At 48.1% G+C, this 22,527-nt stretch carries 20 protein-coding genes; 7 read left to right on the forward strand and 13 right to left on the reverse strand.

Translation table 11 applies throughout. From position 1 onward, the window contains the following. Positions 1–187: 187 nt before the first annotated feature. On the reverse strand, positions 188–388 hold the full coding sequence (locus ACKFKF_RS20495) for a DUF4351 domain-containing protein (protein WP_446869457.1): 201 nt from the start codon (positions 386–388) through the stop codon (positions 188–190). Between the two features lie 143 nt (positions 389–531). Then, positions 532–693 carry a hypothetical protein gene (locus ACKFKF_RS20500; protein ID WP_446869416.1) on the reverse strand — a complete coding sequence of 54 codons (162 nt, stop codon included), beginning with the start codon at positions 691–693 and terminating at the stop codon, positions 532–534. A 282-nt stretch (positions 694–975) separates the two neighbouring features. On the opposite strand from ACKFKF_RS20500, the gene ACKFKF_RS20505 reads away from it, so the two are divergent. The 5 genes from ACKFKF_RS20505 (at position 976) to ACKFKF_RS20525 (ending at position 5,249) form a co-directional block, all read left to right on the forward strand. Beyond that, the gene (locus tag ACKFKF_RS20505) at positions 976–1,308 is read left to right on the forward strand and encodes a hypothetical protein (RefSeq protein WP_446869417.1); all 333 of its coding nucleotides are present in this window, start codon (positions 976–978) and stop codon (positions 1,306–1,308) included. A gap of 169 nt (positions 1,309–1,477) precedes the next feature. Beyond that, complete coding sequence (locus ACKFKF_RS20510; RefSeq protein ID WP_446869418.1) at positions 1,478–1,873, forward strand: VOC family protein; 396 nt, start codon at positions 1,478–1,480, stop codon at positions 1,871–1,873. A 3-nt stretch (positions 1,874–1,876) separates the two neighbouring features. Continuing rightward, positions 1,877–2,770 (forward strand): ABC transporter substrate-binding protein, encoded by an 894-nt coding sequence (locus ACKFKF_RS20515; RefSeq protein ID WP_446869419.1) that lies wholly within the window; start codon positions 1,877–1,879, stop codon positions 2,768–2,770. A 170-nt stretch (positions 2,771–2,940) separates the two neighbouring features. Then, complete coding sequence (locus ACKFKF_RS20520) at positions 2,941–4,041, forward strand: glutamate--cysteine ligase (RefSeq protein ID WP_446869420.1); 1,101 nt, start codon at positions 2,941–2,943, stop codon at positions 4,039–4,041. Between the two features lie 176 nt (positions 4,042–4,217). Beyond that, complete coding sequence (locus ACKFKF_RS20525; protein WP_446869422.1) at positions 4,218–5,249, forward strand: sucrase ferredoxin; 1,032 nt, start codon at positions 4,218–4,220, stop codon at positions 5,247–5,249. Between the two features lie 290 nt (positions 5,250–5,539). Here ACKFKF_RS20525 and ACKFKF_RS20530 read toward each other — a convergent pair whose 3' ends face one another. The 10 genes from ACKFKF_RS20530 to ACKFKF_RS20575 form a co-directional block, all read right to left on the reverse strand. Beyond that, on the reverse strand, positions 5,540–6,160 hold the full coding sequence (locus ACKFKF_RS20530) for a Crp/Fnr family transcriptional regulator (RefSeq protein ID WP_446869423.1): 621 nt from the start codon (positions 6,158–6,160) through the stop codon (positions 5,540–5,542). A 250-nt stretch (positions 6,161–6,410) separates the two neighbouring features. Continuing rightward, positions 6,411–7,139: an alpha/beta fold hydrolase gene (locus ACKFKF_RS20535; protein ID WP_446869424.1), complete on the reverse strand. Its 729-nt coding sequence runs from the start codon at positions 7,137–7,139 to the stop codon at positions 6,411–6,413. A 66-nt stretch (positions 7,140–7,205) separates the two neighbouring features. Next, complete coding sequence (fldA, locus tag ACKFKF_RS20540) at positions 7,206–7,718, reverse strand: flavodoxin FldA (protein WP_446869425.1); 513 nt, start codon at positions 7,716–7,718, stop codon at positions 7,206–7,208. Positions 7,719–7,817: 99 nt separating this feature from the next. Next, positions 7,818–8,222, reverse strand: coding sequence for a cupin domain-containing protein (locus ACKFKF_RS20545; protein WP_446869427.1), 405 nt, complete (start codon positions 8,220–8,222; stop codon positions 7,818–7,820). A gap of 428 nt (positions 8,223–8,650) precedes the next feature. Next, a complete protein-coding gene (locus tag ACKFKF_RS20550) occupies positions 8,651–9,520 on the reverse strand; it encodes a bile acid:sodium symporter family protein (RefSeq protein WP_446869428.1) in 870 nt (289 codons plus the stop codon). A gap of 225 nt (positions 9,521–9,745) precedes the next feature. Continuing rightward, on the reverse strand, positions 9,746–10,552 hold the full coding sequence (locus ACKFKF_RS20555) for a DUF1822 family protein (RefSeq protein WP_446869430.1): 807 nt from the start codon (positions 10,550–10,552) through the stop codon (positions 9,746–9,748). A gap of 365 nt (positions 10,553–10,917) precedes the next feature. Next, positions 10,918–12,474 carry a sensor histidine kinase gene (locus ACKFKF_RS20560; RefSeq protein WP_446869432.1) on the reverse strand — a complete coding sequence of 519 codons (1,557 nt, stop codon included), beginning with the start codon at positions 12,472–12,474 and terminating at the stop codon, positions 10,918–10,920. Between the two features lie 316 nt (positions 12,475–12,790). Next, positions 12,791–14,902 (reverse strand): glycosyltransferase, encoded by a 2,112-nt coding sequence (locus ACKFKF_RS20565; protein WP_446869433.1) that lies wholly within the window; start codon positions 14,900–14,902, stop codon positions 12,791–12,793. Between the two features lie 399 nt (positions 14,903–15,301). Next, positions 15,302–17,365, reverse strand: coding sequence for an EAL domain-containing protein (locus tag ACKFKF_RS20570; protein ID WP_446869434.1), 2,064 nt, complete (start codon positions 17,363–17,365; stop codon positions 15,302–15,304). A 597-nt stretch (positions 17,366–17,962) separates the two neighbouring features. Then, positions 17,963–19,243, reverse strand: coding sequence for a two-partner secretion domain-containing protein (locus ACKFKF_RS20575; RefSeq protein ID WP_446869436.1), 1,281 nt, complete (start codon positions 19,241–19,243; stop codon positions 17,963–17,965). Positions 19,244–19,430: 187 nt separating this feature from the next. On the opposite strand from ACKFKF_RS20575, the gene ACKFKF_RS20580 reads away from it, so the two are divergent. After that, a complete protein-coding gene (locus ACKFKF_RS20580) occupies positions 19,431–21,059 on the forward strand; it encodes a SpoIID/LytB domain-containing protein (protein WP_446869438.1) in 1,629 nt (542 codons plus the stop codon). A gap of 126 nt (positions 21,060–21,185) precedes the next feature. After that, the gene (locus ACKFKF_RS20585; protein ID WP_446869440.1) at positions 21,186–21,329 is read left to right on the forward strand and encodes a hypothetical protein; all 144 of its coding nucleotides are present in this window, start codon (positions 21,186–21,188) and stop codon (positions 21,327–21,329) included. On the opposite strand, the gene ACKFKF_RS20590 is transcribed toward ACKFKF_RS20585, so the two are convergent. Continuing rightward, positions 21,311–22,489, reverse strand: a complete 1,179-nt coding sequence (locus ACKFKF_RS20590) for a glycosyltransferase (RefSeq protein ID WP_446869442.1) — start codon at positions 22,487–22,489, stop codon at positions 21,311–21,313. The two genes, ACKFKF_RS20585 and ACKFKF_RS20590, sit on opposite strands and share 19 nt — an antisense overlap. Between the last annotated feature and the right edge of the window lie 38 nt (positions 22,490–22,527).

Genomic DNA, 22,527 nt, shown 5'->3' on the forward strand with positions numbered 1-22,527 from the left:
GCCAAACTTTAGCTCAATCTGCTGACCTTGCTCAAAAATGGGCGAACCGTGAGTTGTTCGATCGGTAATGCAGAAATACGATCGCATCCCAGAGGTTTTGTGAAGTGCGCGCTGCTTCGCAGATACCGCAAGGGTCTCGTTCTGATGGTCGGTACCTTCAGTAAGCTTCGCGCTTCGCTTGGTCTTACTAATCGCGCTCAGTTATCGATCGCGCTTCCAACCAAGCCTCTAAATCAGCCAAAGTTGTGAAGTTGAGTAAGGCTTTGCTGAGGTCTTCGAGGAGTGGTAAGGAAAGAGAAGAAAGACGCGACCCTAGCGGTATCTGCGTAGCAGCGCGCATATTCTCAGAAAGTTCCTGCCTTAATCGTCGGGTTAATTGTCGGGTGATTAGCGATCGCCTCTTCTCCGCGTCCTTCTTCCAAAATCGCTTGATAAGTCACTGATTCCCGCATCACATCTCTCCTGATTAGTTGCGAAATCACTGCTGCCTCAAATTTTAGCCCCGAGAGCACATAAGTTGCTGCCATCGCTTCATGTTGCTTGCAAAAAAGTAACAGAATCAGCGCGAATCGGTTCGATACTGAGTTCGGTTTTGAGCACTTCAACTGAGACTTGAGGCGTACCGAGAACCCAACTAGCAAAGCGAGCGGGATGTTTTTCGGAAAGCAGCTTGCAGAGATTATCAAATGACATCAGAAGGCGGACTCAATGGCTTTCATAGTTCACCAGACGTTTGACTAATCTTTAGAAGCCAGTCTATCGGGATAAGACTCGCACCTTTTCTAAAAATTATCTGACCTTATTGCAAAATAGTCTCATCTAAGCATAAGATAAATGCAATTGAATTGCAGCCCTCCACCATCGATATTAATGAGTGGAGAAGTTTCATCTGTCCGATTTTCTTCAAAACGTTGCTGAAAAAGTGGGTTCGCTTGACTTGACCTGAGTTTCTGTTATTTGCTACGAGGATTAACTGTGAAGATTTCTCAATTATTCTATCCGGTCATCTGCATTACTAGCTTACTTCTAGCAGCGCGATCGGCTTATGCAAACCTGTTTTCTGTAAACGTTGCTCAGTCTACTAACCTACAAGACGCACCAGAAGTTTCTCGCGTGAAAGAGTTTCAGCAACCTTCTACGAATGCTCAACAGTTGGTACAGTCGCCGCCAACTATAGGAACTGAGCCAGAGGAGGAGATTACGGTAACCGGGACACGCACTCCTCGCTTACTCAACAACTCGGCGGGTACGATTTCGATATTTGATATCCAAGACTTAGAAAATACTTTTGTCCGTGATATTGGCTGAATGTAGGTGTGTTTAATCTGCTTAACCAGAAATACTTTCAGTGGTCAGATGTGCGCGGGGTTAGTGTGAACGATCGTAGCTTAGATCTCTACACTCAGCCTGGGATCAATGTAGCTGCTAGTTTGACAATTCGTTTTTAGTAGTAACTTAGTAACAAGGAGAAACGTGAATGACTGCACAATTTAGACAGATCATGCTGATGGTGGAGGATGTCTTAGCTACGGTTGAGTTTTATCACAAGGGGCTAGGACTCACCGTAAAGACAGCAAGCCCCTCCTGGGCAGAATTAGAGGCAAATGGAACGACGATCGCACTTCATGCTTCCCGCGAAAAACCACAGATTGGAAGCTCTCCAATTTTGAGCTTTCATGTTGCGGATGTATATGTAGCGATCGAAGATCTAGAAGCAATGGGCGCAAGGCTAGAAGGTCAAGTTCGGCAGCCTTCGTTTGGCAAAGTAGCAGCCGTTCGGACTCCTGATGGACATCTTCTCAGCTTACTAGAACCCGTCGATGATGAGCTATTGCGTAGTCTGCTTCACAACTCACACAACACAAAAGCATAATCTATGTCTCAGCAGCCTGTTCTCAAAGTGACAGCCCTACTCCTTGGAGTGTTTTTAGTTGCTTGTACTACCTCAAACGTCCAGCAGCCCCCGATGACACCCGTTTCGACGACAACACAAACCACACCGACTAGAGTTTCCAGGGTGGTTGCGCTCACTTCACTCTCCGCCGATATCATTCACCGCTTAGATAAAACTAAGTTGATCGGAATGCCAGGAAGCCGATTGCTCAGTCCAAATCCTGAGTTTGCTCAAGTTACCAAGGTTAGTGAGGGACGATCGCAGCCTAATCTAGAAAAAATCGTTGCTCTCAAACCAGATTTTGTGATTGGGGCTGCCGGATTTCATGATCCGATTGTCAACAGGCTCAAGTCGATGGGTATCAAAACTTTATTGACAAAAGTGGATAGTTGGCAATCACTCAATGAGTTAACGAGTGCGATCGCAGCTATTCTCCAGTCTGATCCGCAACCTTTACTAAAGCACTATCAGACTTTTATCGAACCGACAAACCAGCCTGCTTCCACCTTAGTTTTGGTCAGCCGTCAACCAATTCTTGCTCCCAATAAAACGAGTTGGGCAGGAGATTTACTAACTCAGTTTAGGACAAAAAATTTAGTTGCTGAGTTACAGGGACAAAGCCAGTTTGGAGGATACATTACGCTTTCAGCAGAGAAGGTTTTGCAGACAAATCCAGAAGTGCTAATTCTAGTTGATACAGGACAGGGAGAAGTCGAAAAATTTAAATCAGAACCCTTTTGGAGCAAGCTTAAAGCAACGCAAAACAATCGAGTTTATACATTTGATTACTACGGCTTGGTAAATCCGGGAAGTATCGATGCGATCGAGAAGGCCTGTACTCAGCTACAACAGATATTCAGCCAGAAAATACCCTGAGAACTTCTCAAATCTGCGTAAGCAAGTTGTGAACTAATCTCAAAAGAAGCGGCTTTGACGATGATTGCTCGGTCGCGGGGTGTGTTGGAAACCAAATGCTTTAATCGAGCAGCTAGAGCTGTAGCTTAAAGCCGAATCAGATAAAAATCAGAGCAATTGGAGGTTGAATCATGTTTCAGTTTGGCATCGAACATGAAGTCGCTTTTCTTAACAAACACGGGAAGTTTGCTGATTTTTCTTGCACTCAATTTGCAGACTTTGATCAAATCATTCGAGCATTACCCATCTACTCAGAAGACTATGCTCATTTGCGAATTGGAGATGCTGGAATTAAGCAAAAACGTTGGTATATAGAAGGCTTTGAGCGATTTGCAAACTCTGAAAAAGTAATCGATTGTGTCCCTAAAGGGATTGAAATCAGAACGACGATTCACTCGACAATTCAAGGTGCGATCGCTGAGTTGTCTCATAGTTTTGATTTGCTGCGAGAGGTCTCTACAAAGTTTGGGTTCACGCCCGTATTAGTCAGTTTCAATCCATTTCATACTAGCTTTTCTCCTGACCCACCGCTCAATGAGTACGAGATTCAACGCAGAAAAGCCTCACCCGAAAAACAGACGGCAAATATTCCAATGCTCACTTATGGGCCAGATCTCAACCTTTCAAGGGTAGGCTTGTCCACCATTCGCTTAATTGATATTGGTAAAAAACTGACGTTTTACAGTCCTTATCTAGTTCCTTTTAGCTTTAGTTCTCCCTTTCGAGGAGGTAGTTGTTGGCGCGGACTTTCAGCCCGAACGTTTGAGCGAACTGGAGCTAGACCTTCAGTCATGGTTTTTTTAGAAAGACAACAAGATTTGATTAAAAGTACGCCCTCTCTCACCAAAATTGCTCGCCTCGCGGCGGAAGTAGGCAGAATTGAGTTTAAGGCGTTTGATAGCTGTGATGATTTTGGACTTTATGCGGCTCTTTTGGCTTTATTGAAAGGCTTGATTTTAGAGGACTCTCTGACAGGTCGCGCCACAATTCCTGACGCAAAACTTCACCAACAAGCCGCGATCGCAGGTTTTGACAGCCCAGCAATTTTGCTTCCAGCAATCCAGGTTCTAAACGCAGCAGAAGCAGCCCTAGAAGGCGATCGAGATGTCGATTTACTCATACCGTTGAGAAAGTCTTTAGAAAACCAAAAAACACCTGCACATAGACTGATTGATACCTACAAGCAGGTAGGCAGTATCGAGGCGGCACTCCAACAAACTTATGCAAATTAAATGAGAATATCTTGCATTAGTCTTGCATTAGTAGAGTCATTGAGCTAACCTTTTGGTTGAGGAAGAACACAATCGATCGTAGGCAATACGTTGAAGCATCAGGGTTGGACGGATGCCTGCATGACAGTAAGAGATTTTTTTAGCTAGAGATTCAGCAGAACCTCACAGGAGCGGCTATGAGCCAATTTTTCTGTGCCCAGATGTCTCGCGAATCGGGAGAAGACATCATCGGCAGCGCCCCAGACCATCTGATGTATGTGTTGATTGAATGCCCCTATCCCTGGGCTGCAAATGAGTTTGATTCAAAAGCAGTGCCTCCTAATCTAAAAGCGTTCGTGGATGACCTTAAACAGGCAAAGTTCCCGATTCGATTTCTACTATTTGTGGGAGAACGCCACGCGCCAACTCGGACACGAGTCATGATTTTTCGCAAACCTCAAGGTCTGAGCAGGGGGTATCATAAGCGGGAATTTGAAGTGGGTACGATCGAACAGGTTGCTCCACTCCTTCAGCAGTATTTGACGAATAAAGGCTTAGACATCGACTGCCAAGAGACAACCACTCAAGACATTTTTGTTTGTACTCATGGCAGCCATGATAAGTGCTGTGCAAAGTTTGGGCACCCATTTTATCGTCAAGCGTTAGCGACTATCAATCAGCTACAGATTCACACTCAGATTTGGCAGGTCAGTCACATTGGAGGACATCGATTTGCACCAACGATCGTGACGTTTCCAGACGGTCGATACTACGGCGCACTGGATAACGCAGCGTTTACGGCAATCATGCAGCGAACGGGAGATATTCAATATTTGCAGCAAGTCTATCGCGGCTGGGGAGTTTTGCCAAATCAAGTTCAGGTAGTCGAAAGAGAAATCGCGCTACACCAAGGCTGGAAATGGTTTGAGTATCAGGTGGTTTACAAAATTCTGAATACAGACCAAAAGATATATCCAATGCACATAGAACTACAAGGTAAAAAGTTAGGAGAGCAAACGCTAATCTACACTGCAACTGTAATTGAGGGTGAAACGAGCCATTTAATCAGTTCTTGCAGTCACGATCGACCTTCTAAATTGACTCAGCTTGTTGTCAAAAATCTGCGTCTACATACAGAGCCTCAGCCCTCTTACTGGACGTGTTCACCTAGAAGACAAGGCGGTTGTTTGCAGGTATCTGGTCAATCACAACCAACGCCTCACAGTTAGTAGCCTCGCTGTTAGTAAGAGTAGCAAGGACACCAAACCAAAGACTCAAAGCTTACCAAAGTCCAAAGTCCCTAAAATATTTGTAGCTATCAACCAATAGACTTCCTGCGCGAATCCGGAAACGCCCCCTAAATCCCCCACAAGTGAGGGACTTTGAGCCAAGACTTGCGGTTTCAAAGTCCCCCAGAATGGGGGATTTAGGGGGCACAAGCCGACCCAAACGGAGCACGACCTAAGAGCAGGTGACATCAAAATTCTATTCATGCAGGAGGTGTAATGTACAAACCTTCTTAATCGTGCAACAAGATACGATGCTTGCGAAGGGGGGTTAGTTTTCCTTGACGTTCTAAATTTTTGAGTAGCCGTGTCACTGTGACCCGCGTTGTGCCGATAATTTCAGCCATGATTTGATGAGTTAACCGCATTTCAATGACTCGCCCTTGCTCGACTTCATCCCCAAATCGTTGCGCTAACCATTCCAGCAGCTTTAGCAACCGCAATGTTGTTTGTTTGGTTTGTAAGATGTTCACCAATGCTTCAAGATGCTGGACATGACGAAATAGCACATCAGTCAGGTGATGGTTAGATAAAACAAGCTCACTCATTCGCACTGGAGTCAAACACTCAATTTGGTAGGGATCAATTTGAGACAGTGGTTTGCCAACTATGTCACCCGTTCCCCAGATTCCCAGCGTTGTGACTTCACCCATGATGTCCCAGGTCAACGCCCTAACAAAACCACTTTCGATTTTCCATAAACGATCGCAGGACAAAGGCACAATGTCGCGATGTTGAAACGATCGCTCTGTATTCTGTGAAACAAGCTGCGACGGGTCGATCGACCACGCATTAGTCTGTATGGACAGCAATTCTTCAGTCAGGGTCAGTCGAGGAAAGCATTGAGGTTGCATTGTTCTTCACAGTTAAAATGAGCTTAGGCTTGAGGTCAGATTTGAGATGTCCCACGGTGCATTTGAAAGGGTACTCACCCGTAGAGTAACCGCATTCGTCACAGAGAACTTGAGGCGATCGTTTCAGTCGTTTTAACCCATCTTCTATCGCTAAAGATATCGCACCACCGAATTCTCACAACTCAAATAGGAAGCGATATTCATGAAAATCAGTTGTTTCTCAACGCTAAACGCTCAATCCAAAAAATATTCACGCCGTTAGAGATAGATTGCGTGAACGTGAATTGACCGATTGCCAAAACTCAAGCAGTCGGCTACTAACTAGCTCAGGATAAAAGTAATGAAAGAAATGACGACCCTCTGGACACTCCCATAGCCGATCTTCAAGCTTCATCCAGGGGAGCCAGTTTGACTGACCTAATGGATCGATGATTGAATCCGTCTGACTGCGACACACCAGCAGCGGCATTGAGACTCCGCCCTTAGACAACTCAGTGAGCTTAAACAAAGAGTGGGGACAGGGAGCCAAATCTAAGTCACGATCGAGCGCATCTAGCGAATTCTTAATCGGATAAGGCAACTGTTTTCCAAACAGACTCAACGCCATTTGAGCCAAAATTTGTTGGCGGCTACAAGGCAGTAAGTGCAGTTGAGTGTAGTAGTGGCTGTGCCAAGTGAGTGCGGGTTGGGCCGCGATCGAGAGTAGACAAAGTGATTTAACTCGCTCAGGGTAAAGCCGCGCATAAAGTAAACCTACGACTCCACTTATGCCGTGTCCTGCAAGATGAACGGGACGATTGTGAGCTTTGAGATACTCATGCAGTAGCGCGACAGCGGTTGCTAGACAGCTTCCTTCATCTGGTGTCTGATAGTACTCCCACTGCAAAACTTTAACTTGCTCAGATAGATGTTTCAGTAGTGGCTGATTGAGGCGCGTTAAACTTGGACTGGCACTAAGCCACAGAACGTCGTAAGACATGAAAACTCCCAAAAGAGGTGAGGTGAGGTAAATTTTCAGTAGATTATCATCTGTTTGGGACTAGACTTACAATCCAAATGCTTGCCTGAGTTGAGCAACCCAGGTTTTAATACGATCGTGAGTTAGCTCTGGTTGGTTATCCTCATCGATCGCGAGTCCCACAAATTTTCCATTACGAACTGCTTTTGATTCCTGATGTTCGTAGCCCTCAGACGACCAGTATCCAACCGTTTCACCGCCTAGACTAGAGATTTTTTCTTCCAAAATTCCCATCGCATCTTGAAAGTTATCAGCATATCCAATCTGATCACCTGCGCCAAAATAAGCGACTTTCTTCCCGCTAAAGTCAATGTTGTCTAATTCATCAAAAAAACCATCCCAGTCAGCTTGTAGTTCCCCGATGTTCCAGGTGGGGCACCCAATGATCAAGCATTCATAATCTTCAAAATCACTGGTGTCAGCGGCAGAAATGTCATACAGCGTCACAGCACTTTCACCGCCAAATTCTTCTTGAATTTTTTCTGCAATCGTTTGAGTGTTACCCGTTTGAGTTCCCCAAAACAAACCAATCTTAGACATGATAGACTCCTGTTGTGTATCAAAAGTTTTAAGCTGTAGCGCGTTTTAGCGTTTCTACTTGTGAAGGTTACACGGACTCGTGCTGGGTCAAATCGCCAACTACAGATTAATGACCCAGGCTGATTCGTCAATGCTGTGATCAGGTTTATAGCGATTGAGTAGAAAGATCAGGTGCGATCTCTTTGAGATACCCGCAAGGGATTGCGTCTGTAGCGTGTGAACGGTATTTGCGGGGATAAACACAAACATTCCAGGTTCTAATTTGACAAGCTCATCATTGACGGTGAGGTTACCATTGCCTTCCAAGACTGCGATCGTTACATCTTGAGCATCACAAATCTCTGGTAGCTCTACGTCTGCGCCTAAACTCATCATATTTTGCTGGTAGATTGCTTGATCGCCATAGCCCTGTTGAATGATTTCTACATTCAGAACTTGGTGTGGCTGGATTTGAATTGGCAATAATCGTAGATGAAACGATCGCCGCATATCAGATGCTTGCACCACAAAATCCTCCAAAGGTTTGCACGGTTTGGGAAATGCCCACAATGGACTTGGGTCGATCGCGGGCATAGAACAGCAATCTCAATCAAACTTTTAGGAAGCTTGTTGAGGTTTGGTCTCAATTGCCAACGAGAGTTATCTTAACAGCTTATTGAGATAAAATGTCAATAAAAATATGTGAACTAATATTAAAATCACGTCTCAAATCAAACAAGCAGTCCTGTAGAAAATTGTTGGCTCAGCTAAGATAATTCCGACCAGCGGCAAGAGTGGCTATGCTCCTAGTGAGTTCACTGCGATCGCATTCCATCCCCTGTTGCACCATCAGTTTTTTGATCTGAATGCTTTCAAACAGCATTGCTATCTACTTTCAATAACAAGACACCTTATTTAGTCATCAGAATACCTGGCGATTAAGCCCACTTTTCCTAATCCGTTGCCTGAACATAGCTTCTACCATAGAAAATCGCGAAAATGGCAGTTGCGTATGCAAATAAACTGTAGATGGCAGCAGGAACAGCCATATCAGGATTATTGAGCAACCCAGCAGTGATCGCGATCGCAAGTGTTCCATTTTGAATTCCAACCTCGATCGCAATACAAATCCGTTGAGCAAATTTTAGGTTAAATAGCTTACCAAACCAAAATCCGACCAACATGGCGATCACATTCAGCAGAACTACCGCAATCCCAACTTGGGCAATAAAGCCTGGAATACGGCTCCATTCTCGAATGACGATCGCTAAGATAATGAGAGCGAGGAAGGCAATCGCCAGGCGGTTCGCTACTTTCTCTAGTCGTCGAGCTAAGTCGGGAAACAGTTGTCGAATCACCATTCCTAGCCCGATTGGAACTAGCGTGATTGCAAAAATTTGCAGCATGGTTTGCCCGATCGGTAACGCGATCGCTGCACTGCGTCCAGCAAAATATTGCAGAGATAGATTTGTGAATATTGGAATAGTCAATACAGTAATGGCGCTACTCAAAGCCGTTAGCGTCACAGAAAGGGCAACATCTCCCTGCGCCAAGTAGGTAATCATGTTGGAAGAAGGCCCGCCTGGACAAAGTGCCAACACCATCAATCCCACTGCCATTTCAGGCTGCATCGGCACGATCGAAGCAACTAGAAAACCAACGATCGGGAGAAAGAGCAGTTGAGCGATCAATCCAATGGCAACCGCTTTGGGATAGCGAGTGACTCGTTGAAAGTCATCTGGTACGAGGGTCAGGCCCATACCGAGCATCACGATCGCGAGACCGACAGGTAAAAGCACACTGGTAAAGACATTAGCTTCCATAGATCAAGTTGGGTTTCAAGTTTTCTAAGTTCTAATGAGACTGTGATTAACCATCATCAAATCAGTCAGATGAATCATCGGAAATTGTGAGAAACAGCTTGACCAAAAATAGGTCGATCGCAGTCCCAAAGCCCATCAGCCGCAGCCAACAGATACCATCCTACTCGTTTGTGGGGACTCAAGATAGATTATTATGCAGTTCACCAGAATTGCTCTAAAAAGTTCCTAATGTTCTTGAATCATCGTTGAATTGTCCAAGGTTGAGGGACTGCTCATTGCGATCGAGACCCTCTTCTCTTCAGCGCAATCTTCTGTTCGGCGGCGGTACAGTTCCTGTCGATGTTCCTCAGATGCGAGAATACTTGCCCACTCCAAAAACGGCCGCTGTAAACGAGGGGAGTAAGCAGTCGCATGACTTAGTTTTTCTAGGAGGGGTTCAATTTGACTCGGTGCTAAGTTGGGTAGCGCTTGAACGTCTGGTTTTTGAGGAGGGCAGAGTTCTTGAGCGACCCACATCACATTCAAGTCTGAAATTAAGTCTTCACCCTCTAGACAATAAGTTCGGCTAGTTGCTTCATAGCTTGCTCCATTGCGGATTTGCCGATGAGTTGCGTACCCCCAAACCCTCAACCAACCCGCTTCTAAATTAAGCTGCACGGCTAAATAATAGTCTGCTGCCCAGTTTTCAATATCCACCCATTCTTGAGGGATGCAAAATTCAGAGACATTGCTTTTGTCATCCGGGATCAAGACAATCCGAGTCTCACCAACTGTCAGAACTGCTCCATTGACGAATTCCCAAATCGAGGCATCCAATCTTACCTGCAACGCTTGGGGGACAATATCCTCCTGGAGGTCAGCCAACAAAGAATTGAGACAAAGTGTGTTGAGATAACCATTCCAACGTGCAGCAGCATTCGAGTATCGGTGTTGAGTCGCTTCTTGCCAGGACTGTTGCTGTTCCTGTTCGGGTAGCTCTACCCATCGCTGCTGTGGGAAGATAACCATGAGATCGTTTAACGTGAGTGCCATGATGAACCGTCCTGGTTTGCCATATTATTCCTGTGCGCTTTATAACAATATTGTCTACGTGATACTGCTCTGCTAATAAATGGGTGTTGAAGGCAGATGATTATGCAATTTTGCTCCGTGATCCTGTGATTGTTTAAACGGACGTTCTCAGCAACGACGAGACTCCTCCAGCGATCGCTGCATAAGCAGGTGATAAAGGCACCCATTAGGTTATTAGAACCGCGTGCTTGAGTTTCACAAACAAACGGAACCTTATGCTCAACTATCTCCGCGTTAGTTCAGGAAAAGCTGCCGGGTCAAGCCCTAGTCCCTAAGAGAAGTCGGTGGAACTAATCACAAAAAAGACACCTGCAACAGATTTCTTCTTACGCCTCACCCTTCTTCTCTGGGAGCAATAGCGTAAAACAACTGCCTTCTCCAGGCTGCGATCGCAGGGTAATCTTGCCGCCGTGCAGTTGGGCTAGTCGCTGAGAAAGGGCTAATCCTAACCCTGTGCCTTCATATTTGCGATCCAGTCCGACATCCAATTGTTGAAAGGGCTGAAATAAAACAGCTTGTTCGGCTTCAGAGATCCCGATTCCGGTGTCGATCACCGCAAACTCAATGAAAGCGTCAAGACGGTCAATGCGCATCGTCACAGAGCCAAGGTCAGTAAACTTGATGGCATTGGAGAGGAGATTGAGCAAAATTTGTACCAATCGACGCTTGTCGGCTACGCAAGTTGACACGTCTGGGCTGATGGTGTAGGAGAATTCCAATCCTTTTTGGGCTGCTTGGTCGCGAACGATCGTCCAACAGGTCTGACAAACCTCTTCGACAGACAGCGTTTCTAGCAGTAACTCTTCTCGCCCAGCCTCAATTTTGGAGAGGTCTAGCAGGTCGTTGATCAAGTCTAAAAGCTGATGACCTGCGCTAGAAATTCGCTGCAAGTACTCAATCTGGTGATCGTTGAGGGAGCCAAAAATCTGTTTGAGCAGCACACTGGAGAAGCCAATAATGCTCGTGAGTGGCGTTCGCAGTTCGTGACTCATATTGGCGAGAAAGGCACTTTTCATCGCGTTGGCGGCTTCGGACGCTTGTTTCTCTTTTTCCAGTTCTTGAGTGCGAAGAAAAACTAATTGCTCTAACCGCTCTTCGGTCTGACGCAGCGTTGCTACCAGCACCAGTTCTGCACTGATCCGTCGCCCAAAAAAAGAAGCCATCAAGGCTAGAGTCAAAACCAGCAGCGCAGCGATGCCAATCACGATCGTCAGCAGCGATCGATCAATGGTGCCAACCTGCGACACGACGATCGCCCGCGCTCGAAAACAAAGCCCGCTCATGCCAATGTAGTGCATTCCCGAAATTGCGCCACCCATGATCAAAGCACTGATGACAGTTCTCAAACATTGATGAAAGCTAAGAGCGAGATGGGGAGAAAACGTCAGCCGAAGGGCCGCCATCGATGTGACGATCGAGACCACACAAGAGATGACAACTCGCCCCGGATCATAAATCTGGTCAGCCGCCAGCCGAAGGGAGGTCATTGAGAGATAATGCATCGCAGCGATCGTCGTCCCGATGAATGTACTTCCGAGTAGCCAGGGCAACCAGCCCAATTCTTTTTGACGGCTGATAATCCACAGTCCCAACGTGGCTCCTAGCCCAGCGACGACGATCGCAAACAGCACAATTCTCAAGTCATAGCGCACCGGGATCGGATACTGGTCAGCCAACATCGCGGTAAAGTGCATTGCCCAAATACTAATTCCCAGGGTTAGACCGCCCCCGATCAGCCACCAGCGTCGCGCCTGTCCTTGAGAGAGTGCAATTTGTTGGGCCATGTCCAGTCCCGTATAGGAACCGATGATCGACACTACCACCGACATGATGAGCAACCGAAAATCTGTGGTGATGGCAAGGTCTACACCGGGGTAACACATTCCTTTTTGCGCGGGATGGATGTTAAGTTGAGCTTTACTGACCAGACACCGCAGAGCGGCCCCTGTCTCTAACTATCAAACCAGATATCAAACTCGATTAGAACAGCTAGGCTCACCTGTTTAGAGAACTCACGATCGTCACAGCAGAATTTAGAGCAGCATTTTCAAGCGTAAGGTGTTTCGTTTGTTGAGGTGAAGACTCAGAACTGAATGTCTGTCAACAATAGAGAGGTTCTACAGTGTTTTTATCCGTCCTGAGAACTATCTTGAGCGGGGCAAGCGTCAACTTCTAAGCCTGAACTTTGATCACCCTGGATCACTCAACTCCGTTGTTTGTTGAAGAAAACTGGGCGATCGTAGTCTTGACCGCATCCTCAGTGACGATCGCAGTTTTTGGCTCCCCATTAATCGCCAGGTAAGACAGCACAATGTCGCGGGTTTTGCGAAGCTTCAGGGCGGGTTGGCGCGTTGGCTCAAAACGAATATTGCGAAGTGAGGAATCAGTGACCTGTTCTAGCAAAATTCCTGCTGATGGCTGAGGTGACCTTTGGCGCAGGGTAAAGCCCTCGATCGTCACCTGCTGCAAGGCTTTTTGAGAACGTGGCTGCACGATCAAAACCGCTTCTCCAGACTCAATCTGAGCGGTGAGAATGGTGCGATCGCTGCCCTGTCCGCGAACCGTCATTTGACCCTGATGAAGCTTGACGGGTGAAAACAAATCGATTTCTCCGATCGGTAGCTCGATTTCCACGCGATCGGTTTCAAACTGACGATTGAGCAACGCCTGGAGCGCTTTAGCATCATCTCGACCATCATTGGGAATGACCCCATACTCGATCGCACGTCTGACTTGGGTCGGGGTCGCCGCAACGGGAGCCGATCGCCATTGTAAAACCTCTTGCAAATCGCGGGTCGGGTTAAAGCCATCCGCCAGCCACAGCAGCACCATCACCAAACTCACCATCTGCGACACCAGCAAAAATCGAGAAGTCGAAAGCTTGACCCATTTGCGCCAGCCAGCACTCGCTTCCGAAACTTTCTGATTGCCGCGATTGACCCATTTTTGCTGCGATAGATTCATCTGAGTCCACACTTTAATTAATGCAGAACTCCAGAGCGCCACCACCAATAAGGGGAGGTGGATCAACTTAAGCGGCGATCGTCGTCCCCAAAAAATCACGATCAAATACAGCGGACGAGTCATCAAAACCCAGGCACACAGCAGCGCCACCACCAACCATTTAGCTTGCAGCAGGGCGATCGTTAACATGCCGGGCGTGATCAGCGCCGTCCAGATGCTCAACCGTTGATCGAGCAGACACCACCACAAAAACCAGCCTGTTTTGCCAGGGCCGAGTGCCAGGGCGCGGCCGTTACTTCGCAGCATATTGCCATACCAGCGCCGCATGTTTTCGTAAGCTCGACCCAGCAGCGATCCCGTGATCGTTTCGTGATTGTAGACCACCACGTCGGGCAGATAAATCATCTCGTAGCCTTGCTTGAGTACCCAAAACCAGCTACTCTTGTCGTCGCCAGAGAGAAACTTGAACTCGCCCCAAAGCCAATCGTCGAGGCGATCGTTTTCTAGCAGATCGATAAATCCAGAATCCAGCGCAGCCTCAGATCGAAAGAGGGCAAAGCGTCCTGTCAGGCAGGTGACTCGACGAGCGAGGGCGACTGAGCACATGTGATAATGACGCAGCGCCAACCGTAAATGAAACCATTCTGAAAACAGATAAGACCCAACCGTGTGAGCAGAGTTATCGGTTGTCAGTGCGCCCAGTTTGGGAAACAGCTCAAAAAAAGGTAAGCAGCGCTTGAGACTTCCTGGAGAGAGTTCTGAATCTCCATCCATCAATGCAACCAGCGTATTTGCAGGCAAATTAAGCCGCGCCAGCGCTCTCAATCCTTCTGCCATCGCCTTGCGTTTGCCTTCTCCGGTCTGTACCTGCTGAATCAGATGAATCGATCGCAGGGTGGGGTCGATCCTTCGCAAAATGGCCCGAATTCTGCTGTTTTCTTCCTCGCTGCTGCTGGTAACAAGCAGGGTCATCCGAGTGGGAAGCGTTAAGGCTTCTTGGGCGATCGCTCGAAAGACCCGTTCGGTAATCCAGGGTTTCTCTTGATAGGTCGGCACCAGCAAACAGACTCCAGGACAGGCTTGCAGAGAAATTGCGTCCGCCCGTCGTCGCCAGCGCGGAAAGACCCAATGCTGATAGATCCGACTCCGCAGCACTTGCACGCCTAGCCAACTCCAGCGCCAGGTGCCAATCAGCCCGACCCCCGCCAAGCCCCACCACTCCGTCCAATCTGTCAGATTCAAACCCTGAGAATGGTGCAGTGTGGCCAACCAAAACAGACCAACCAGGGCGCTAATCGGCAGCGTGACCCAGTGCAGACCGCGCAAAAAAACAGACTGAGCGTGCATTGTGGCTTTTAATAAGGGGAACTGGACAAGACAGTGAGTTGATAAAAACTGCGCTTAGATTAGGAATCTGAGAGCTATTCCGCACCTGTAAGGAGGTTACAGTTGAAATCTTGGCTTAACGTGAATTCGATGAAATCCCTCGCTGTGGCGATCACTCCAGGCAGCCCCTAAATCCCCCAAGTTTGAGGGACTTTGAGCAAGAAATCCTGTCCGAAAGTCCCCCAGATTGGGGGGTTGGGGGGCAAAAGCGTTAAATACCGAAGCGAAAAAACTCTATCGAATTCACGTTGGCTTAAAGCTGTTCAGAATAGGCGCTTTGGGGCAGAAGCCCAAAACAACAACGCGAAGAAACGCAGATCGAACCGTTAGTCGGATGGATAAAACAAGCCGTCAAAGTGCCTACAGCCCGATCGACTTCTTAGCAAAGGTCATCTGCGCCGATTGTCCCAGTCCGCAAAATTTTGTAGCCTGACCAAACTGAGGCGGCGGTGGAATCTTGACGATGACTTTGACTAGGGGCTGTCCCCCAACGTTGAGAGGAATGATAGGCGGCAGTGCCTCAGTCTGGACTGGCTTCGATCGCTCCGTTGGCATGATCGTGGGGCCGTTGCCGATCGGCTGCATCAGCGCAATTTGTCCACTGATTTTTTCTGACAGACCACTAAGCTGTACCTGGACTGGTTTTTGAGCATCAAGGTTGCCAGTTTGGTTGGCTGGAAGGACAACTTCTGCCCAGAGATTATTACAGTCCAAAAGCGTCACCAGCGATTCGGTGGGGTTGACCTGGCCGCCGCGATCCTGCTGGGTCGTGTAAACAATGCCATCTAGCGGAGCCTTAATTTCGGCATCTTGCTGAGTGCTGTAGATCGATCGCGCTTGTTTGAGTCGTTGGCGAGCGCTTTCTAGTTTTGCGGTTAACGTGCTGACGGCGACCGACTGCTCTTGAATGGTCTGGTTGAGCCGAGCGCGTTGGTCAGAGAGCGTGTTGCTGACGGCTGCTTTACTACTGGCAATGCCTGACTGAGACGCTTGCAGAGAAGATCGTGCCGCTGCCAGGGCCGCCTTTGCCTGATCAACTTCTGCCTGGACTGCCCGCCACGCATACTGAAGCTCGTCGGCTTTTTGGCGGGTGATGGCTCCTTCGGCGGCAAGTTGACGATAGCGATCGTATTCCAGTCGAGCGGCCTGGGCCTTACTGTTGAGGGACGCGATCGCCGCCTGTCGCTGGTTGACTTCTTGCTCTGACAAACTGACATCAACGGTTCGTACGCCCTGATCTTGACTGCCTAACCCAGCTAGTTGAGCTTGAAACAGAGAGCGGGCATTTTGAGCAGCCAGCAGTTGCGCCTCGTTGGATTGAATCTCGCCTTCGAGCGCCAAAAGCGTTTGTTCTTCTTGAGGGCTACGGGTGACTCGTGCCAACACTTGCCCAGATCGCACCTCGGCTCCGGGTTGGGCATAAAACTCTTTGAGATTACCGTCGATCGGAGACTGAACCTGGGTGACACGACCATTGATCTGCCCCCCTTCTGCAACGATATTACTCAAGCGATGGGTGGCGACGGCGGCCCCAATCAGACAGACGGTAGCCCCAAGTCCGACCGCCGTTAGCGCAATGCCCCACCGTTTCCACTGGGGATCTGAGGCGGCTGGGGGCGACGGCGCTTGGGCAGGCGTTAATTGCAAAGGCGTTGATTGCAAAGGTAACATTGGCTGACTGGGGGTAGGCGTTGGACTGGGTGACTTAAAGTAATTTCCTTGGGCGTAGGCAAACCCCATATCTCTGACGGAGTGTAGAGTCGCCTGATCGGTGACAGACTTGGCGATCGCTGACTCCCGATCCGCCGCAAAGATCGCTTGAATCAACGCCTGAGCCGCGAAGTTGCTCGTAAAATCTTGAATAAGCTGACCGTTGACTTTGATCCAATCGGTCGGCAGTTGACGATACTCGTGGATCGAGAGGTGGTTGCCCACAAAATCGTCCAGCACGACTCCGATCCCGATCGCTTTTAGATGTTGAATCAAGCTCAGGGCGGCGCAAAAATCCTGGGCGATCGCGTCTTCGTTTAATTCAACGCTGAGTCTTTGGGGGTTGATGTTGGATTGAGCAAGGGTGTTTTGCAGGTCTTGAGCCAGCCGAGTGTCGTAGATTGCGTCTTTAAAGAGATTGACTGACAGATGCAGATCCGGCTGGGTTTTGAGCACCTCGATGGTCTGGCTGAGAATGAAGCGATCGAGCTGTCGGGTCATTCCAGCAGCATCGATCTGAGACAAAAGATCTTGAGGAAGTTGAAGCTGTTGTTGAGCATCTCGCCATCTCAACAGCACTTCTTGATGAATCGTTGCCTGCGGATGCAGTGCGTAGCTGGGTTGAAACCAAAGCTCAACTTGAGCAGCGTCCAAAACAGGGGAACGGTGCTTTTCTTCTAAGGTGTGAAAATCAAAAGATTCACTGACGATCACTGAGTATCTCCGAAGTCTTAGGGGGTAGAAGCAGTTAACCTCTGTTCGCAGTCCCTTAACCAGCAAGCCTTGTTAGAGGCTGTACCAAAGGCATCATGTGGGCACCTTGTCAAACGAGAAGCGAACGGAGAAAGTGCTGACGATGGCTCAAGCAAAAATAGCTGAACCGACAGCATCCTTAAGCACAAGTCGTCACGGTTTTTTAAAGTAGGGCTTGACAGCGATCGATTGAGCAAGTCCCTAGAATTGGGGTGCCTGCGAATGAGGTAACACTCAATGAAACGCTAATCTCAAGACCAAAAAGTGTCGAGTTTTACGAAGGCTGCGATAAATCGTTTTTCAAGGTTCGCTCCTGGCTTAAATCTATCGGTGCAAATGGGTAGACAGGCTTGACAAATTAGACGATCGCAATTGGATAGAGAAGGCTCATCGTGAAAAGGCTCTGAGAGACAAGTTACTAGGTTGTTATCGTAAAGGTTTTTTTGAGTGAAAAAACGATCAGTAATTTTACTAACCGGAGGTTTTTGGTGAAGATTGGATGAAGCCAACCTGAATTCTGCTCTCGAACTCAGTATGATTTCGGAGTCTTCTGTTATTTCAGTCCTCTTCCCAGATGATATTGGGCATCCGCTCAAAGGCTTCATTGAGGTGACTCTCCCAAAATCGACGAATCTGAGCCAAATACGGAGAATCTGGCTGCAAACAGAGTTCGTGGTGAATTTTGAAGCTGTGGGTCTCATACATCACCAGATTGATCGGCGGCCCGACGGAAATGTTGGATTTCATCGTCGAGTCGATCGACAGCAGCGCACATTTGGCCGCCGCCGCTAAAGGAGTATCGAAGTTGAGAACGCGATCGAGAATCGGTTTGCCATATTTTGCCTCGCCAATTTGCAGAAAAGGGGTTGCTTGAGAGGCTTGGATAAAGTTTCCCTGACTGTAGACCATATAGAGAGCGGGTTCTTCACCTTGCACCTGACCGCCGAGCAAAAAGCTGCATTTAAAGTCGATGTGGTCTTTTTCGAGCCAGGGTCGATCCTGCGTTTGGATCTGCCGCATCTTTTCGCCGACGTAGCGCGCCACTTCATACAGACTGGGCAACGTGTGCAGATTGACTTCTGCTTTGACCTGCAAATCGCGCCGAATCAGCGTCAACACGGACTGAGTGACCGAGAGATTGCCAGAGGTACACAACACAAGTATGCGATCGCCCGGCAGCGAAAAGTTAAACAGTTTTTGATGGGTTGACACATAATCGACTCCCGCATTGGTTCGAGAATCAGCGGCCATCACTAAGCCAGCACGGGTGAGAATTCCAAGGCAATAGGTCATTGAGCGTGCGGAAGAATGACAGCCTTTAGATTTTAAGGGGCACTCCTCAAAAGTGAACCCCCAAATTCTAAAGTTGATGGTGACGGTGCCACTAACCCCAATTTCTGAACTAGCCGTAATGTCGCTGTCGGGAGTTAGTCGATCGCGAAACTTTAGCCCAAAGATTCCCTGGGTGGTGATTTGAATGTTGCCGCCTTGTACCGCATTTGCAGAAATGTCGCTGTTTTCTAAACCTAAAATGAGCCACCGATATCCAATCGAGCATTTGACCCAAATAGAATGAATGCCGTTGGGATTGACTAAAAACAAGCTGACTGGATTGCTGCTATTAACCGTTTTGATCAAGCCATCGATATTAGAAATATTACTTCCGGTGACTCGACTAAAGATAGTAGAAATATTCAGCGTGTTTACTAAATCGAATGTTGCCGTTCCGCCTGTGGGAATGGAGAAGGTTATAAAGCTGTGAAAGAGATTCGTTTCAGCAGAACTGCCGTTTGTGATGGTGAAGTTGTTGCTAGAGGGAGACGTGACGATCGTATTCATCGTGCCATCAGGACATCACTTGCGCCTGAACAGAACTACAGACCAAAAGACCTAATCCGCATTGAACTCGCCCAAAAATTCCTTTAAAGCTCAATCAACTCTGTTCTCTGTACAAGCAACTAGCGACTACAATCAAACAGATACGTCTGGCGATGGATGTATTATTGTTGTCCCTAAATGGAAAAGGGTGGTTCACTTGGTTAGGCATTCCATTCGACTCAATCCCCTATCGAGTGCTGCACTTGCGGTTCTGTGCCTCTTTGGGTTTGCCCCTCAGCCCGGAAAAGCGGCCGACGTGACCCTGCAAGTCGGCATTGTGCAGCGATTTGGCGACAGAATTAAAGATACGATGACGCTAAAGGTGGCTCCTGGCGATCGCATCACCCTCAAATTTGTGACCAATGGCAAGCCCCAAACCCTCACCACATCAGACCTCAAGCTCGAAACGGTGATGCAGCCTTTATCACAGCCCCAGGTTGAGGAGCGTGTCGTTTTTAGCACCCATCGCAGCTTTGAAACCGCCGAAGATCAGGCCCAACAGTGGCGCGCTCAAGGAATTGAAGTCGAACTAGCGCAACCCGATCGCTGGCAAGTCTGGGCAAAACGTGAAACCTACAATACGCCTTTGTTGAGACGGTTATTACTGCAAAGCCTTCAGGCAAAAGGGATTCAGACGGCCCGCATTGAGAGCAAAATTCTACGTCAGGTGCCGCGTCCGTCCTGGGTGCTAAATGGATTTCGCTACACAAGAGATTTGGTGGATATCTCATCGGGCAATGGGGTGATTCGCGTCGATCGAGAAAAAGACGAACAGCCGAGTCGCGTCTATGCCGGGAGTTTTCGCATTCAACCCAACGCCTACGGCAACTTCACGCTGGTCAACTTTGTGCCGCTGGAAACCTATTTGCGTGGCGTGGTGCCCCATGAAATCGGCGGCTGGGCCCCTCAACCTGTGTTGGAGTCTCAAGCCATTCTCGCCCGGACTTATGTATTGAGAAATCTGCGGCGATTTACGACAGACAACTATCAAATTTGTGCCACTACGCAATGTCAGGTTTATTGGGGAATTGATGGAGCGGTGCCTTCGACAGATCGGGCGATCGCTGCCACACGAGGCTTGGTTCTCACCTATCAAAATGAGCTAGTCGATGCCCTGTATTCTTCGACAACGGGAGGCGTGACGGCTGCTTTTAATGACGTTTGGCGAGGCTGGGAGCGCCCTTATCTCAAGTCGTTTGTCGATTCGGTGAGCAACGTTTGGGATCTCAACACTCGCACTTTGGCAGATGAAAAGAATTTACGGGCATTTATTGCACTCAAAAAAGGCTTCAACGAAGAAGGAACAGAAATGTTTCGCTGGCGGTATGAAAGTACGATCGCTGAAATGAATCAAGATCTGCAAAGGTATTTAAGAAGTGTGCAACATCCTTTGGCAAATTTTGGCACGATTCAACAAGTGCAAGTGACACAACGATCGACCGCTGGACGAGTTCTGAAACTGTCTGTGACCACCGATCGCGGCCGCCTCGACCTCGAAAAAGACGACATTCTTAATGCCTTCGATGCGCCAGCCAGTACGCTGTTTTATCTGGACGGTCTCTACGGCCCAAATAAGACGTTAAAGGGATATGCCTTTGTCGGCGGTGGTTTGGGTCACGCGGTGGGGCTGAGTCAGGTTGGGTCGTATCACCTGGGCAAATTGGGCTGGACAAGCGATCGCATTCTTGGTTTTTACTTTCCAGGCACACAATTGCAGCCGATTAATAACTCGATTACTTTGTGGCGCGATCGCTCAACGTCTGGTCTACAAGGCTAACTTTAATCAGATCGAAGATCACAAATTTTCATGTCGATCTCAAATCCTTTTAGGGGATCAATTCACCAAACTGCAACAATACAAATAGAAAAGTATTGACCTGTACGATCGCTTCAGGAGGTTGAAATGACGACTTCTAATCGATTGAATCAATTACGACAACTGTTTGCATCTGATTCGACAAGCTGGGGATCTTTAACGGTTCTGGCGATCGGCGTTGCGCTGTTAGTGTCTCTGATGGTGGCGTATGCTTACGGTTGGTCACTTTGAGCGTCTTGATACACGCGACCTTTCCATGAGCCGCCTTTGCCCTGCCAGTGACAACGAGCGGAATCTAATGTCATCAGCGTGTAGAGGAAGCCGATCGCAGGCAAACAAAACGCCAACCAAACTGGACAGCGATAAAATCGAATGATTGGCAAATACATCATGCTCATTAATAGATAGGTAAATAAATTGATGAATGCGAAGAGCCACAGTCCAGTAACGAATCCGAAAATGGCACCGATTAAAGGAACGAGATAAACGATCGTCATTCCTATCAGCGTTCCCATTAATAATAGCGGCGAGTAATTTAACTGAGTAAATGCTGTTCTCGCGACCATATTCCAGATTGTTTCTAATGAATCGTAGGGACGTAGGCTGTGAGCGGATTCGGTCAATCCCAGCCAGATGCGTTTAGACCCGCTTAACTTGATCACTTGAGCCAGCGCACAATCATCAATCAACGCCTGCCTGATCGCTTGAATTCCGCCAATCCGCACCATTGCCTCCCGCCGAATTAGACTACAGCCACCCGCCGCCCCAGCCGTTTTATTATCAGGCTGATTGATCCATCTAAACGGGTAAAGTTTTTCAAAAAAGAAGACAAAAGCTGGAATTAACAGTTGCTCCCAGACACTTTGACAGCGCAGCCGTACCATGAGAGAAACTAACTCACGATCGTCGCTCTCCGCCTTGTCTATTAGTTGTTGAAGATTGGTGCGATCGTGTTCAATATCTGCGTCTGTGAGCAAAAAATAATCGGGCTGCAAAGTCATCGCTTTCTGAATGCCCTGATCCAATGCCCAAAGCTTTCCTGTCCATCCAGTTGGCAACGGTGCGGCTGAGAGAATTTGTAGCTGGTCGGATTTTCCTAATGTTGCTGCCGTTTCCCTGGCGACATCTGCTGTGCCGTCGGTGCTGTGGTCGTCTACCAAAAAGATTTGAAGCGAACCGGAATAGTCTTGAGTCAGGAGCGATCGCAGCGTCGCCGACAACAAATCTGCCTCATTGCGAGCGGGAATAATCACACAAACAGACGGGCGTGAGGCTTGAGGTGTGAGGTGTGAGGCGTGTAGACGCTGATCGGTGCGCCAAAACTGACCTCGAAAACAAAGCAGGTAAATCCAGATAGTTAGAGACGATAGGGCTAGTCCGATTAGGCTCATCACACGCTTTCTCAAGTCAGAGGTTTGTGCATTTTCTC

Source organism: Phormidesmis sp. 146-12, assembly GCF_052939495.1.

Coding starts and splice junctions, on each gene's coding strand:
- ACKFKF_RS20500 (WP_446869416.1), bottom strand. CDS start 693: ATGTCATTTGATAATCTCTGCAAGCTGCTTTCCGAAAAACATCCCGCT.
- ACKFKF_RS20510 (WP_446869418.1), top strand. CDS start 1,478: ATGACTGCACAATTTAGACAGATCATGCTGATGGTGGAGGATGTCTTA.
- ACKFKF_RS20515 (WP_446869419.1), top strand. CDS start 1,877: ATGTCTCAGCAGCCTGTTCTCAAAGTGACAGCCCTACTCCTTGGAGTG.
- ACKFKF_RS20520 (WP_446869420.1), top strand. CDS start 2,941: ATGTTTCAGTTTGGCATCGAACATGAAGTCGCTTTTCTTAACAAACAC.
- ACKFKF_RS20525 (WP_446869422.1), top strand. CDS start 4,218: ATGAGCCAATTTTTCTGTGCCCAGATGTCTCGCGAATCGGGAGAAGAC.
- ACKFKF_RS20530 (WP_446869423.1), bottom strand. CDS start 6,160: ATGCAACCTCAATGCTTTCCTCGACTGACCCTGACTGAAGAATTGCTG.
- ACKFKF_RS20535 (WP_446869424.1), bottom strand. CDS start 7,139: ATGTCTTACGACGTTCTGTGGCTTAGTGCCAGTCCAAGTTTAACGCGC.
- fldA (WP_446869425.1), bottom strand. CDS start 7,718: ATGTCTAAGATTGGTTTGTTTTGGGGAACTCAAACGGGTAACACTCAA.
- ACKFKF_RS20550 (WP_446869428.1), bottom strand. CDS start 9,520: ATGGAAGCTAATGTCTTTACCAGTGTGCTTTTACCTGTCGGTCTCGCG.
- ACKFKF_RS20555 (WP_446869430.1), bottom strand. CDS start 10,552: ATGGCACTCACGTTAAACGATCTCATGGTTATCTTCCCACAGCAGCGA.
- ACKFKF_RS20560 (WP_446869432.1), bottom strand. CDS start 12,474: ATGTGTTACCCCGGTGTAGACCTTGCCATCACCACAGATTTTCGGTTG.
- ACKFKF_RS20565 (WP_446869433.1), bottom strand. CDS start 14,902: ATGCACGCTCAGTCTGTTTTTTTGCGCGGTCTGCACTGGGTCACGCTG.
- ACKFKF_RS20575 (WP_446869436.1), bottom strand. CDS start 19,243: ATGAATACGATCGTCACGTCTCCCTCTAGCAACAACTTCACCATCACA.
- ACKFKF_RS20585 (WP_446869440.1), top strand. CDS start 21,186: ATGACGACTTCTAATCGATTGAATCAATTACGACAACTGTTTGCATCT.
- ACKFKF_RS20590 (WP_446869442.1), bottom strand. CDS start 22,489: ATGAGCCTAATCGGACTAGCCCTATCGTCTCTAACTATCTGGATTTAC.